The organism is Mesorhizobium sp. M1428 (genome assembly GCF_040317515.1).
Classification (GTDB): domain Bacteria; phylum Pseudomonadota; class Alphaproteobacteria; order Rhizobiales; family Rhizobiaceae; genus Mesorhizobium.
The window spans coordinates 27,249-39,639 of sequence record NZ_JAMYKT010000031.1; the positions used below are offsets into that span (position 1 = coordinate 27,249).

Here is a 12,391-nt window from a genome sequence, read left to right on the forward strand (position 1 = left end):
AACTCCCGTTGGTCCCTGCCGTACCGGCTTCGCCGCGAAAGCTGGTGGCTCGTCGATCCGCCCCAGACTTTGGCAGCCCTCCTCCCTTTCGTCCGCAAATCCCTGCCCACCGGCCGCATCAAAGCCGCCGAGAAAGCCCGATCATGACAGTATTCCTCTCGGCGGCGCCGAGCTATTGCAGCCGCTTCGGCGTTGCCGTCCTGCTCGTCGCGCTGGCCGATTTTTTCTTCTATGGCCAGCCGGCCGGCATCACGCTTTTCCTGTTCGGCGTTGCGATTGCAGCGGCGAGCATGGCTCTCCATCCTCTCAGCGTCTTCAACGATGGCAGGTTCTGGTTCAAGCCGGTTGCGCTGCTTATGGCGCTGCTGCCGCTTGTGGAAAATGTCAGCGCACTGTCCGTCTCTATCGCGCTGGCGGCGACGGCCATCTTCGCGCTGTCACTGGCCGGACGGTTGCGGCGCGGCCTAGCCCGCGTCGCCCGCCAACTCTCGCTGTTCCTGCTTGCAACGCCATTTCGGCTCGTCCTGGATTTCCTCCGCTGGCGCAAGGCGACGCGGCGGCTTGGCCGGCGGCGCGTGCGGCTTGCGACGATCGCCGTCTGGGTCATGCCGCTGAGCCTCGGCGCGGTGTTCCTCGCGCTGTTCGGCGCCGCCAATCCGGTCATCGAATACTGGTTCTCGCTGATTGATCTCTTCGCTTTGCTTAACCTCATCCAGCTGCCACGTCTCGCCTTCTGGCTGTTCGTGCTTGCCGGCATCTGGGCCTTTCTGCGGCCGCGGCTGCCGCGCTTTTTCCGCCGCCGCAAAGTGTCGCCAGCCAGCGTACCGGCGACGCCGGCCACCAGGACCACCATCGAAGACATCGTCTTCGGCAAGGCCGCTATCCTCCGCGCGCTCGTCGTCTTCAACGTCCTGTTCGCGGTGCAGAGCGCACTCGACGCCACCTATCTGTGGGGCGGTATCGCGCTTCCCGACGGGCTGACCTATGCCGCCTACGCGCATCGCGGCGCCTACCCGCTGATCGTCACGGCCCTATTGGCCGCCGGCTTCGTGCTGGCAGCGCTGAGGCCGGGAAGTGCGACCTCCGGCGATCCGCTCATCCGCCGGCTGGTTTATGTCTGGGTGGCGCAGAACATCCTCCTGGTGATCTCGTCGATCCTGCGGCTTGATCTCTATGTCGGCATTTATGCGCTGACCTATTGGCGTGTCGCCGCCTTCGTCTGGATGGGGCTGGTGGCGGCGGGCCTTGTCCTGATCATCGCCCGCACCGCGCGCGAAAAGTCCAACGAATGGCTGCTTTCCGCCAATCTTCTGACGCTATCGGCGACGCTCTATGCCTGCTCGTTCATCAACTTTGCCGCGCTGATCGCCAACTACAATGTCGACCATTCCTTCGAAATGACCGGTCAAGGCACCCAGCTCGACGTTTGGTACCTGCGCTCGCTCGGGCCCGGCGCCTTGCCGGCGCTCGATCGCTTCGTCCAGCACCAGAGCAGGACGGTTTCTACGGAGGATGCCTCCATCGGCGAACTCGCCCGCTGGTATGCACAGGACGAAGCACGCTTCCGCGCCAGCCAGGAAAACTGGCGCGGCTGGAGCTTTCGTGACTGGCGGCTCAACCGCGTCCTCGACAGGCGTGGCCCGTTTGTGGTTCCTCCGATGTCCGAACCCTTCATGCCGGGCCGCTGATTTGATGCCGCACCACATACTGGTCGCCGACGACGATCCGCACATTCGCGAAATCATCTGCTTCGCACTGGAAAAGGCCGGCATGAAAACGCTGGCGGTGCCGGACGGCGCGGCTGCCTTGCAGGCGATCGAACGCCGTGCGCCCGATCTCGTCGTGCTCGACATCGGCATGCCGGAAATGGATGGGCTGGAAGTGTGCCGGCGGCTGCGCCACACATCCGATGTGCCGGTGCTGTTCCTGTCCGCGCGGGATGAAGAGATCGACCGCGTCCTGGGGCTGGAGATGGGCGGCGACGATTATGTCACCAAGCCGTTCAGCCCGCGCGAGCTGGTCGCCCGCGTCAACGTCATCCTGCGCCGCGCCCGGCTCGCGCCGGAACCAGCTGACGACCGGCAATTCTCGCATGGCAGACTGTTGCTGGTTCCGGCAAGCCATACAGCCAGCTTCGACGGCAAGCGACTGGCGCTGACCTCGATCGAATTCGCGATCCTGAAAAGATTTCTGTCGCGGCCGGCGCATGTGCTCGGCCGCGACATGGTGATGGCCAACGCCTATGCCGCCAACATCCATGTCGCAGACCGCACCGTCGATAGCCATATCCGCAACATCCGCGCCAAGCTGGCGGCAGTCGGCTGCCTTGATGCAATCGAGACCGTGCACGGCGTCGGCTTCCGGCTGGGTAAATGCGGGAGTTGAGCGCCCAAAAATGGGTTGACAGCAAATGGCGGCCTCGGCTCGCCACGGTCGTCATTGCCATCCTGATCATGGTGATGGCGTTGCCGCTGGCCGGGCTGTTCTTCTTCCGGCTCTACGAGAACCAGCTGATCCGCCAGACCGAGGCCGAGCTGATCGCACAAGGTGCCGCCCTTGCCGCGATCTATGCGCAAGAGGTCCGTGAGGCCGGCCTTGCCCCGGAAAAGCTCGGCACACCCATGCCTCCACCCGATACCGGCGATCGGGCTTCTCGCTACCTGCCGATCGAACCGCGCCTCGATCTCGCGTCGGACAGGATCCTGCCGACCCGGCCCGCGGCCACCGCGGCCAGCGTCGATCCTGCCTTCGTGGCGATCGGCGCGCGGCTGTCGGGCATTCTTGCCGAGACGCAGAAGACCACGCTTGCCGGCTTCCGGCTGCTCGATCCCAGAGGCGTGGTCATCGCCGGCCGTGAAGAGGCCGGCCTGTCGCTCGCGGCTGTCGAAGAAGTTCGCGCAGCGCTTGCCGGCCGCTACGCCAGCGCGCTCAGGCTGCGGGTTCCCGACCAACCGTCGCCGCCGCTCTATTCGGTCAGCCGCGGCACCAAGGTTCGCGTCTTCGTCGCCATGCCGGTTGCCGTCGAAGGCAAGATCGCCGGCGTCGTCTATCTGTCGCGGACGCCGAACAACATCGTCAAGCATCTCTATGGCGAGCGCGGCAAGGTGGCGCTGGCCGCAATCGCCATCATCGGCGGCACGCTGCTGATCGGGCTGGTCTTCCTGCGCACCGTCAGCCGGCCGATTTATGCGCTGATGGAACGCACGAAACGCATCGCCGCCGGCGACCGCGAGGCGATCAGGCCGCTCGATCACCACGGCACGCGCGAAATGGCTGCGCTCTCCGCTGCTTTCCTCGACATGGCCGAAAAGCTGCACGCTCGCTCCGACGGCATCCAGACCTTTGCCACCCACGTCTCGCACGAGCTCAAATCGCCGCTGACGGCGATCCAGGGGGCCGCCGAACTGCTGCGCGATTCGGGCGGCGCGATGGATGAGGCCGAGCGGCAGCGGTTTTCGGACAATATTGTCACCGATGCCGGCCGGCTCAACCTTCTGGTGCGCCGCCTGCTCGACCTGGCGCGCGCCGAAAATCTCGAGCCGAGCGGCGAAAACACGTCGCTCGGTGCGGCACTGGCGCTGCTGCCGGCCGACGACAGGCTGGCGGTGCGCCTCGAGGCGGGCACCGAGATCGGCCTGCGCATCTCGGCCGAAAACGCTGCGATCGTGCTCGCCAACCTCATCGACAATTCGGCGCGGCACGGCGCGACGCTGGTTTCGGTCACGGCAGCAAGCGCGGACGGCAAGGCCACCATTGTGGTGGACGATGACGGCGCCGGCATTTCGCCCAGCAACCGAGGCCGCATCTTCGAGCCGTTCTTCACCACGCGCCGCGATTCCGGTGGCACCGGCATCGGCCTCGGCATCGTGCTGGCCCTCCTGAAACCGCATGATGGCACGATCCGGCTGGTTGACTCGGCGAGCGGCACGCGCTTCGAGATCATCCTGCCGGCGGCGTGACTCGGCGGTTCAGATCGGAAGGGCGAAAAGGTGCATTACGACATCGTCATCATCGGCGGAGCCATCGTCGGCTCCTCGGTCGCCTATTATCTGCGCGAGGAAGGATTTTCGGGCTCGATCGCGCTTGTCGAGCGCGACCCGCAATTTTCCCATGCGGCGACCACGCTGTCCTGCGCCTCCATTCGCCAGCAGTTCTCGATCCCGGAAAACATCCGGCTGTCGCAGTTCACGCTGAAACTATTCCGGCGGTTGAAGGACGAGTTTGGCGCGGACGCCGATATCGGCTTTCGCGAAGGCGGCTATCTCATCCTTGCCGGCGAGAACAGCCTGTCGATCCTGCGGGCCAATCACGAGGCGCAGATGGCCGAGGGCGCCGACATCGTGCTCGAGGATGCCGAGGCGCTCGTCCGCCGCTTTCCGTGGCTGTCGGTCGAGGGCATCTCCGCTGGCGCCTATGGCCGCAGCGGCGAAGGCTGGTTCGACGCGCATGCGATGCTGATGCTGTTCCGCAAGGCACTGCGAACGAAGAACATCGACTTTATCACGGCGTCGGTGACCGGTATCGAGCGGCAGGGCGAGCGCGTCACCGGCGTGATCCTCGACAATGGCGAACGGCTCGGGGCCGGCACCGTCGTCAACGCCGCCGGGCCGAATGCCGGCAAGGTGGCGGCAATGGCCGGGCTGGCGCTGCCGGTGGAGCCGCGCAAGCGCAACGTCTTCGTCTTCGAGGCGCGCGAAAAATATGACGACATGCCGCTGCTGGTCGACCCGAGCGGCATCTATGTCCGGCCGGAAGGCTCGGTCTACATCACCGGCGGCGCCGAGCCGGAAGATGGCGAAGGACCAGCCGATCCCGCCGACTTCGACCCCGACTGGCCGCTGTTCGAAGAGGTGATCTGGCCGGTATTGGCGACCCGCATTCCAGCCTTCGAGGCGATCAAGCCGACGCGCGCCTGGGTCGGCCATTACGACTACAACACACTCGACCAGAACGCGGTGATCGGCCCGCACCCCGAGGTCGGTAATTTCCTCTTCGCCAACGGTTTTTCCGGTCACGGCCTGCAGCAGGCGCCGGCGGTCGGCAAGGCGCTGGCCGAGTTTCTGGTGCATGGCGGCTATCGCACGGTGGATTGCTCGGCGTTCGGGTATAGCCGTGTCGCTGAGGGGCGGGCGTTCAGGGAGTTGAATGTGATTTAAAGCTGGCGCGAAGGTCTGTTGCTTGGTGGATTAAGCCGCCACCAAGCCGCCCGCACCAAGATACGCCTGAAGCCAGCCCAGCACCCTGCCCCACCCTTCCGCATGCTCGGTTGCGGCGTGACGCGCGTGCCGCCGGCGATTGGCTCCAGCAACCAGGCGACTTTGGTTTCGCGGCGGCCAAGCGTCGGATGATCCCAGTCGTATCTGCGCGTCTGCACGATCCGGCGCGGCTCCTCGATCTCCAGGAATTCACCGCTGGCGGGCAGGTGGCTGCCGGCCGCCGTCTCGACGGTGACGCTCCAGCGGCCGCCGACGCTGAGGTCGGCCGCCCATCCGGTCATCCGGTAGGTCTTGGCGGAGCCCCACCAGCGCTCGACCTCGCGTGTAACGAGCGCGTCAAAGATCCGCTCGGGCGGCGCGCAAACATCGGCGCTCGCCATCACGGTCTCGCCATTTGTCATGCTGTGCACCGCGGAACCGTGCATCACCTGTCCTCCGGAAACGTTTCGCCGCCGAAATGACTTCAAGCCTTCGACGCCGGGCGCGACAGCCCTTTGCCGGTTTCGAGCAGGCTCTTCAGACTGGACAGGATGAGCGGCCAGCCGTTCGCCACATGGCCGAGCAGCTTGTGCGGCCCATCGGCTTCGTGTGTGACGGCGAGTTTCATCATCTCGCCCTCCTGCTCGATGGCGAAGGTGCAGCGTGTGTAGCCGTCCGCCTTGACCTCGGGCATGAACTCGTTGCGCCATTTGAGCACGATGCGCCTGGGTGGATCGATCTCGAGCACCTCGCCGCTGTCGGTGATGCGGCCGTCGGTGTAAACCATCTTCCACGCCGAACCTTGTTTCCAGTCGCTCAGCATCTGGGCGCCGAGGAAATATTGCCGCTGGAACTCCGGCTCGGTCAGTGCTTGCCAGAGTTTTTCGGGCGAAGTGCGGATGTAGGTGACATAAACGAAAATGTTGCTCATCAGTCTTCCCTTTCGAGACGTTTCTTCAAATCGCTGAGGGCGCCCAGTCGCCCCCGCTCGAATTTGCCGATCCAGCGTTCGGCGATCTCGTTGATGGGAACGGGATTCAGATAATGTTGCTTCTCGCGTCCCTTGCGGATGGTGGTGACGAGGTTTGCTTCTTCCAGGATCGCCAGATGCTTGGTCACCGCCTGGCGCGTCATGTCCATCTCACCGCACAGCGCGTTCAGCGTCTGTCCGTTCCTGGCATGAAGGCTGTCCAGCAATCGCCGGCGTGTCGGGTCGGCCAAGGCGCGAAAGACGGCATCCATGCTCATGGCTCTAATATGCAACCATTTGGTTGCATGTCAAGAGGCAGAACCCTAGCCAAGAATGCGCGGGTTGAGGTCGCTGGGAGTGGATTTCAGCGCTTGCGGCCGAACCAGAATGCGTTGGGCATGCGCTCCATGCCGATACGCTCATAGAAGCCGACGGCGTCGGGCATGGAGATCAGGCTGATGGCAACGGAAGGTCCGAGTTGCCGGCGTGCCTCATCCATCAGGCCCTTGCCGATACCCAGCCCTTGCGCCGATGCAGAAACCGCGAGCTCGGAGATATAGCAGACCCAGGAAAAGTCGGTGATGCCGCGAGCGACACCAACCAGCGGCTTGCCCGGTGCATCGATGCGCGCGGTGAGCACCAGGTCGGCACTCGTGAGCATCGCCTTCAAACGGGCATGATCATCGACGGGCCGTGTCTCGCCGAGGCCGGATTCCACCAGCACGCGGCGGAACTCGGCGGTGCCGAGGCCCGGTTCGCTGGCGTAGAGGACCTTGGATCGCGTTGTCATGTCGATAAAAGTGCACCATGGGCCGGTGATTTTGAAGCTGTTTTGTACCGATCTTGTGTTTTCGATCGACGACGGAAGTCCAAAAACAGCCGTCTTTTATTTGCCCGCGGCATTGTGTAAACCGGGCGCCAGCAATTCCCCGCAATGAGAAGAAGACGGGCAAGAACCATGGAAAAATTCACCAAGCTCACCGGTGTCGCCGCGCCGATGCCGATCGTCAATGTCGACACCGACATGATCATCCCCAAGGATTATCTCAAGACGATCAAGCGCACCGGGCTCGGCACCGGCTTGTTCGCCGAAATGCGCTACAAGGACGACGGTTCGGAAAACCCGGACTTCGTGCTCAACAAGCCAGCCTACCGCAAGGCGCAGGTCCTGGTCGCCGGCGACAATTTCGGCTGCGGTTCGAGCCGGGAACACGCGCCGTGGGCGCTGCTCGATTTCGGCATCCGCTGCGTCATCTCGACCTCGTTCGCCGACATTTTCTACAACAACTGCTTCAAGAACGGCATCTTGCCGATCACCGTCAGCCCGGAAGATCTGGAGAAGCTGATGGACGACGCCTCGCGCGGTTCCAACGCGACGCTGTCGGTCGATCTCGAGGCCAAGGAAATCCGCGGGCCGGACGGCGGCGTGGTCAAGTTCGATCTCGACGAGTTCAAGCGCCACTGCCTCTTGAACGGCCTCGACGATATCGGCCTGACCATGGAGAAGGCCGGCGCCATCGCTTCGTTCGAGAAGAAGAACGCCGAGCTGCGGCCCTGGGCCTGAGCGGTACGATGACCCGGCCGCGACAGGCCGGGTTCGTGGAGGCTGAACGGAGGGACAGTCATGACACGTTCGCTTCTTGCCGGCGCCTGCGCGCTGGCGTGGATTCTGATGACGATGGCTGGCGCGCATGCACAGACCGACACGGTGCTCGTGCCGGCTGACGATGCGCCCGGCACGGCCGCCGACCAGGCCGCGTTGAGCAATGCGGCCCTAGCCGACGATGACAAGCAGGCGCCGATCCCGTTCGAGGGCGGCCAGCTGACCATCACCCAGGAGGAAGAGTACGGGGAACGCGTGCTCGCCTTCGACGGCAGGGAACTGGCGCGCAATTACGACGTCTTCTTCGACAAGATCGTCGAGGTCGGCGGCGCCAAGGTGGCGCTGGTCGATGTCGGCGACGGCGGCAACCAGTGCGGTCCGGCCAAGGTGATCGTGTGGAAGCCGGAAGGCGGCACGATCCAGACGGTCACGGTCGAGCAGGACGAATGCGGCGCGCCGCCGGCCGCGATCTCCGACAGCGCCATCTATTTCGTGCCCTATCTGCTGCCGGGTGATTCCAAGCCGGCGCTGCAATGGTCGCCGACGGACGGACTGACGATGTCCGGTAATCTGACCTACATGCCGGAGCCGGGCACCGACTGGAAAGACGTCGATCCGTCGAAATACGACAACATCATCGACGCCTTCCACAATGAAGCGGTCTACAAACTAGCCGAGACGCTGCTCGGCAAGGACATGCCCGACATGGCGACCAGCCTTCTGGTCGGCGGCGGCACCGAGAAAACCGCCTCGGGCGCCTTCTTTGCCAGCGGCTGCGTGCCGCATGATTGCGGCGGCAATGACGGCTTCATGGCCGTCGACCCGGTCAACCATAAGCTCTATTTCGCCAGGCGCGGCGACAAGCCCGAGCCGGACGCGTGGCCAGCGGTGAGTACATGGCCGGCCGACGTCAAGGAAGCGCTGGACAAGGCGCTGGGGTCGCCGAATTAGAAATCGTTCTGCCGCGATCCTTCGCGCCCCCCTCTGTCCTGCCGGACATCTCCCCCACTTGGGGGGAGATCGGCCGTCATCGCCGCTTTCACCAAACGGCCCACGCTGAAAAAAGGAGGACACCATGCGAAAACTGATCTCCACCGGTTCGCCCTTCGAGAAGACCGCCGGCTATTCGCGCGCCGTGGTGCAGGGCGACTGGTGTTTCGTGTCCGGAACGACCGGCTACGATTATGCGACCATGTCGATGCCGGAGACCGTCGAGGCACAAACGCGCAATTGCCTGGCGACGATCGCCAAGGCGTTGCGAGATGGCGGCTTCGAAATGGCTGACGTGGTGCGGGCACATTACTATATCACCGATGCGGCTTTCGTGGATGTGGTGTTCCCGATCCTCGGCGAGGCGTTTGGCGAGATCCGGCCGGCGGCAACGATGATCGTGTGCCAGCTCAACAAGCCGGAAATGAAGATCGAGATCGAGGTGACGGCGCTGCGGCGCACAGCCTGATGCCTGTCACGGTTGCGACAACGACACGGTTAGAACGAGGATCGGCCCATGGTGAAGGTCAGACGCATCGTTGCAAACATAGACACGCAGGATATCGCGGCGGCAAAACCCTTCTATCAGGATGTGCTCGGTCTTGACGTGCTGATGGATCAAGGCTGGATTACGACCTACGGCTCGCAAGAAACAATGACCGTACAGGTCAGCTTCATGGCCCAAGGTGGCTCCGGCACGCCGGTGCCTGACCTGTCGATCGAGGTCGACGATGTCGATGCGGCGCTGGAAGCGATGAAGGCCACCGGCTTCGTCATCGAATACGGGCCGGCGGACGAACCCTGGGGTGTGCGGCGCTTCTTCGTACGCGACCCGTTCGGCAGGCTGGTCAATATCCTCTCGCATCTGTAGGCGATTTGTCTTGAGCACCGGATTTTCCCAAAACCGGTTTCCGCTTTTGGGTCCGATGCTCTGAACCGCAGGCTTGCGCGCCGGCCGCTTGGCGTTTAGCAAGGCCGCGTTCATGCGCTAAAACAATCGGGACGGTTCTCATGGCTTCGAAAAATCTTCTCCTGCTTGCCGGCGACGGCATCGGCCCCGAGGCGATGGCCGAGGTGAAGAAATTGATCGCCGCCATGAACGACAGGTTCGGCAGCGATTTCGTCACCGACGACGGGCTGGTCGGCGGCTGCGCCTATGACGCGCACGGCGCGGCGATCTCCGATGCCGACATGGCCAAGGCGATGGCCGCGGACGCGGTGCTGTTCGGCGCCGTCGGCGGGCCGAAATGGGATGCGGTGCCTTACGAGGTGCGCCCGGAGGCGGGTCTGCTGCGGCTGCGCAAGGACATGGAACTGTTCGCCAATCTTCGACCCGCCATTTGCTACCCGGCGCTGGCGGCGTCCTCCTCGCTCAAGCAGGAGGTGGTCGAGGGGCTCGATATCCTGATCGTGCGCGAGCTCACCGGCGGCGTCTATTTCGGCGAGCCGAAGCAGATCATCGACCTCGGCAACGGCCAGAAGCGCGGCATCGACACCCAAGTCTACGATACGTTCGAGATCGAGCGCATTTCGGGCGTTGCCTTCGAATTGGCGCGCACGCGCAAGAACCATGTCACCTCGATGGAAAAGCGCAATGTGATGAAATCAGGCGTGCTGTGGAATGAGGTCGTCACCCAGACGCACAAGGCCAGGTATGCCGACGTCAAGCTCGATCACATGTTGGCCGATGCCGGCGGCATGCAGCTGGTGCGCTGGCCGAAGCAGTTCGACGTCATCGTCACCGACAATCTGTTCGGCGACATGCTGTCCGACATCGCCGCCATGCTGACCGGCTCGATCGGCATGCTACCGTCGGCCTCGCTCGGCGCGCCGGATGCGAAGACAAAAAAGCGCAAGGCGCTCTACGAGCCGGTGCACGGCTCGGCGCCCGACATTGCCGGCAAGGGCATCGCCAATCCGATCGCCATGATCGCCTCCTTCGCCATGTGCATGCGCTATTCCTTCGGCATGGTCGAAGAGGCCGACCGGCTGGAAGGCGCGATCGCCGCGGTGCTCGACCAGGGCTTGCGCACCAGGGATATTCATTCGCCGGGGATGACCGAGGTCGGCACCACCGAGATGGGCGACGCGATCATCGCCAAGTTCCTGGGCTGATCCTGTGGCGGTCGACGTCCGCTGGGCGGCGACCGGGGATGCCGCGGCACTCGCCGCCATGCTTTGCGAAATGGCGGTGCATTACCGGCAGCCGCCACTCGACGCCAGCCAGGCTTTGTCGGCGGCGCAGAAATGGCTTGGCGACGAAAGCCCGGCCTATCCGCATTTTGCGCTCGCCTTGGTCGATGGTGAAGTTTGCGGGCTGGCCTCAGTTGCGATTGCGCATCCCGGCATCGATCTCGAACGGCTGCTGTTCCTCAAGGACCTATTCGTACGCGATGATGCCCGCAATGGCGGTGTCGGTCGAGCGCTGATGGCATTCCTCGCCGGCCATTGCCTGCGCGCTGGCATCGGCCGCATCGACCTGACCACCGAGGACTGGAACGAGCGTGCGCTGCGCTTCTACGACGGACTCGGCGCCGAGCGGCATGGCCAGAAAGTCTTCCTCAGGCTTTCGAGCGAGGCGCTGAAGGCGGTCGCGGCTGGTTCCTCGACACGATCTTGGAAGCCCTAAATTTGGAGATTGGCCGAAACATCTCCCTCTTCGTCATCCTAGGGCGAAGCAAAGAGCGAAGCGACGCGGCGCAGACCCCAGGATCCATGCCGTTACCCGGCGGCAAGTGCTCGGCCGACCAGACCGAGTGCTTCTTCGTGGTGGATATGAGCGCCATTCTGAACCGCTGCGTTCCTCGGCTTATGTCGCGGCATGGATCCCAGGGTCTGCGCTCCGCTTCGCGTCGCTCCGCCCTAGGATGACGAAGGCGTGGCGGCTGGCGACCCAATCGCGGAGGTACTAAGTCCCGACACCCGCCGGCACCGGACCACACTGGTTTTCGCGCGGCTGGGTCGGGATCAACGCAAAGATCAGGATGATCACGGTGCCGAAGGTCGGGATCAGGAAAAGCAGGAAGAGCCAGCCGGTCAGGCCGATATCGTGCAGGCGACGCACGTTGAGCCCGAACCACGGCAGGGCTGTCGCCAGCAGGAAGAGGCCGGAGAGGCCGACCGTCACCGCCGGCAGTTCAGCGGTATTGCCCATGGCGTCGTCGATAAAGACACCGATGCCTATGACCACGAGCAGCGCGATCGTCCAGAACAGGCAATAGCCCCAATATTCCTTGCGGCGGGCACGGCCGGCGAAGTTGAAGTAATTCTCGGTCAGACCCAGCCAGAAATAGTTCCACAGGCCGGCGGATTCGGCCGGACCGGTTTCAGCGGAACGGCCGAAATGTTGCGGCTGACCTGCCGCTTGCGTATTGCCGGCCTGAGATGGCGCGGCGGCTGCAGGGGAGGCGTCGGCGGGCGCACTGGCAGGTTGGGCGCGGATCGAAAAAACATTGCGCGCCCGTCCGCCAGCCGGCTGGAATTCGACGGTCGTGCCTCCGGCAACCGATGCTTCGCGGCGCAAATCTTCGCGCGCCAAAATGTAGCGGTTGCCGTCCGCTCCGGTGATGAAACCGAAACCCTGGTCTTCGTCGTAATGAAGAACTTCGCCGCGCATGCCTTGCCCCCGATTGC

The 12,391-nt window shown here is 63.8% G+C and carries 15 protein-coding genes; 10 read left to right on the forward strand and 5 right to left on the reverse strand.

The features are described 5' to 3' along the window. The first annotated feature begins 143 nt into the window (after nucleotides 1-143). Genes NKG60_RS28135 through NKG60_RS28150 form a run of 4 tightly spaced genes read left to right on the forward strand, consistent with a single transcriptional unit; the run spans nucleotide 144 to nucleotide 5,156 of the window. Nucleotides 144-1,688, forward strand: coding sequence for a DUF4153 domain-containing protein (locus NKG60_RS28135; RefSeq protein ID WP_352869444.1), 1,545 nt, complete (start codon nucleotides 144-146; stop codon nucleotides 1,686-1,688). Nucleotides 1,689-1,692: 4 nt separating this feature from the next. After that, entirely contained in the window at nucleotides 1,693-2,385 is a 693-nt protein-coding gene (locus tag NKG60_RS28140) for a response regulator transcription factor (RefSeq protein ID WP_352976132.1), read from the forward strand. After that, the gene (locus NKG60_RS28145; RefSeq protein ID WP_352869446.1) at nucleotides 2,373-3,959 is read left to right on the forward strand and encodes an ATP-binding protein; all 1,587 of its coding nucleotides are present in this window, start codon (nucleotides 2,373-2,375) and stop codon (nucleotides 3,957-3,959) included. The genes NKG60_RS28140 and NKG60_RS28145 overlap by 13 nt, the downstream gene beginning before the upstream one ends. A 30-nt stretch (nucleotides 3,960-3,989) precedes the next feature. Further along, nucleotides 3,990-5,156 (forward strand): NAD(P)/FAD-dependent oxidoreductase, encoded by a 1,167-nt coding sequence (locus NKG60_RS28150; RefSeq protein WP_352669060.1) that lies wholly within the window; start codon nucleotides 3,990-3,992, stop codon nucleotides 5,154-5,156. Here NKG60_RS28150 and NKG60_RS28155 read toward each other — a convergent pair. The 4 genes from NKG60_RS28155 to NKG60_RS28170 all read right to left on the reverse strand — a co-directional run bounded on the left by NKG60_RS28155 (nucleotide 5,153) and on the right by NKG60_RS28170 (nucleotide 6,955). Next, the gene (locus tag NKG60_RS28155) at nucleotides 5,153-5,641 is read right to left on the reverse strand and encodes an SRPBCC family protein (protein ID WP_352669058.1); all 489 of its coding nucleotides are present in this window, start codon (nucleotides 5,639-5,641) and stop codon (nucleotides 5,153-5,155) included. The two genes, NKG60_RS28150 and NKG60_RS28155, sit on opposite strands and share 4 nt — an antisense overlap. Before the next feature lie 38 nt (nucleotides 5,642-5,679). Then, on the reverse strand, nucleotides 5,680-6,126 hold the full coding sequence (locus tag NKG60_RS28160; protein WP_352669055.1) for an SRPBCC family protein: 447 nt from the start codon (nucleotides 6,124-6,126) through the stop codon (nucleotides 5,680-5,682). After that, complete coding sequence (locus NKG60_RS28165) at nucleotides 6,126-6,437, reverse strand: ArsR/SmtB family transcription factor (RefSeq protein ID WP_031213186.1); 312 nt, start codon at nucleotides 6,435-6,437, stop codon at nucleotides 6,126-6,128. Before NKG60_RS28165 ends, NKG60_RS28160 begins: the two co-directional genes overlap by 1 nt. A 92-nt stretch (nucleotides 6,438-6,529) precedes the next feature. Further along, nucleotides 6,530-6,955: a GNAT family N-acetyltransferase gene (locus NKG60_RS28170; RefSeq protein ID WP_352869449.1), complete on the reverse strand. Its 426-nt coding sequence runs from the start codon at nucleotides 6,953-6,955 to the stop codon at nucleotides 6,530-6,532. Between the two features lie 168 nt (nucleotides 6,956-7,123). Between NKG60_RS28170 and leuD the strand changes: the two genes are divergently transcribed. The 6 genes from leuD (at nucleotide 7,124) to NKG60_RS28200 (ending at nucleotide 11,387) form a co-directional block, all read left to right on the forward strand. Further along, a complete protein-coding gene (gene leuD / locus NKG60_RS28175) occupies nucleotides 7,124-7,729 on the forward strand; it encodes a 3-isopropylmalate dehydratase small subunit (RefSeq protein ID WP_352669051.1) in 606 nt (201 codons plus the stop codon). Between the two features lie 60 nt (nucleotides 7,730-7,789). Continuing rightward, on the forward strand, nucleotides 7,790-8,719 hold the full coding sequence (locus NKG60_RS28180; protein ID WP_352976134.1) for an Ivy family c-type lysozyme inhibitor: 930 nt from the start codon (nucleotides 7,790-7,792) through the stop codon (nucleotides 8,717-8,719). 124 nt (nucleotides 8,720-8,843) lie between these two features. Further along, nucleotides 8,844-9,227: a RidA family protein gene (locus tag NKG60_RS28185; RefSeq protein WP_352669047.1), complete on the forward strand. Its 384-nt coding sequence runs from the start codon at nucleotides 8,844-8,846 to the stop codon at nucleotides 9,225-9,227. A 51-nt stretch (nucleotides 9,228-9,278) separates the two neighbouring features. Next, a complete protein-coding gene (locus tag NKG60_RS28190; RefSeq protein WP_352669121.1) occupies nucleotides 9,279-9,629 on the forward strand; it encodes a VOC family protein in 351 nt (116 codons plus the stop codon). Between the two features lie 140 nt (nucleotides 9,630-9,769). Continuing rightward, the gene (gene leuB, locus NKG60_RS28195; RefSeq protein ID WP_352669045.1) at nucleotides 9,770-10,873 is read left to right on the forward strand and encodes a 3-isopropylmalate dehydrogenase; all 1,104 of its coding nucleotides are present in this window, start codon (nucleotides 9,770-9,772) and stop codon (nucleotides 10,871-10,873) included. A gap of 4 nt (nucleotides 10,874-10,877) precedes the next feature. Beyond that, a complete protein-coding gene (locus NKG60_RS28200; protein WP_352669042.1) occupies nucleotides 10,878-11,387 on the forward strand; it encodes a GNAT family N-acetyltransferase in 510 nt (169 codons plus the stop codon). 279 nt (nucleotides 11,388-11,666) lie between these two features. Here the strand turns inward: NKG60_RS28200 and NKG60_RS28205 are convergent, their stop codons facing one another. Beyond that, nucleotides 11,667-12,374 (reverse strand): DUF805 domain-containing protein, encoded by a 708-nt coding sequence (locus NKG60_RS28205; RefSeq protein WP_352976136.1) that lies wholly within the window; start codon nucleotides 12,372-12,374, stop codon nucleotides 11,667-11,669. Between the last annotated feature and the right edge of the window lie 17 nt (nucleotides 12,375-12,391).

What these genes read in the sequence shown, in the direction of transcription:
- NKG60_RS28135 (WP_352869444.1), top strand. Translation starts at nt 144, where the DNA reads ATGACAGTATTCCTCTCGGCGGCGCCGAGCTATTGCAGCCGCTTCGGC.
- NKG60_RS28140 (WP_352976132.1), top strand. Translation starts at nt 1,693, where the DNA reads ATGCCGCACCACATACTGGTCGCCGACGACGATCCGCACATTCGCGAA.
- NKG60_RS28145 (WP_352869446.1), top strand. Translation starts at nt 2,373, where the DNA reads ATGCGGGAGTTGAGCGCCCAAAAATGGGTTGACAGCAAATGGCGGCCT.
- NKG60_RS28155 (WP_352669058.1), bottom strand. Translation starts at nt 5,641, where the DNA reads ATGCACGGTTCCGCGGTGCACAGCATGACAAATGGCGAGACCGTGATG.
- NKG60_RS28160 (WP_352669055.1), bottom strand. Translation starts at nt 6,126, where the DNA reads ATGAGCAACATTTTCGTTTATGTCACCTACATCCGCACTTCGCCCGAA.
- NKG60_RS28165 (WP_031213186.1), bottom strand. Translation starts at nt 6,437, where the DNA reads ATGGATGCCGTCTTTCGCGCCTTGGCCGACCCGACACGCCGGCGATTG.
- NKG60_RS28170 (WP_352869449.1), bottom strand. Translation starts at nt 6,955, where the DNA reads ATGACAACGCGATCCAAGGTCCTCTACGCCAGCGAACCGGGCCTCGGC.
- leuD (WP_352669051.1), top strand. Translation starts at nt 7,124, where the DNA reads ATGGAAAAATTCACCAAGCTCACCGGTGTCGCCGCGCCGATGCCGATC.
- NKG60_RS28180 (WP_352976134.1), top strand. Translation starts at nt 7,790, where the DNA reads ATGACACGTTCGCTTCTTGCCGGCGCCTGCGCGCTGGCGTGGATTCTG.
- NKG60_RS28185 (WP_352669047.1), top strand. Translation starts at nt 8,844, where the DNA reads ATGCGAAAACTGATCTCCACCGGTTCGCCCTTCGAGAAGACCGCCGGC.
- leuB (WP_352669045.1), top strand. Translation starts at nt 9,770, where the DNA reads ATGGCTTCGAAAAATCTTCTCCTGCTTGCCGGCGACGGCATCGGCCCC.
- NKG60_RS28205 (WP_352976136.1), bottom strand. Translation starts at nt 12,374, where the DNA reads ATGCGCGGCGAAGTTCTTCATTACGACGAAGACCAGGGTTTCGGTTTC.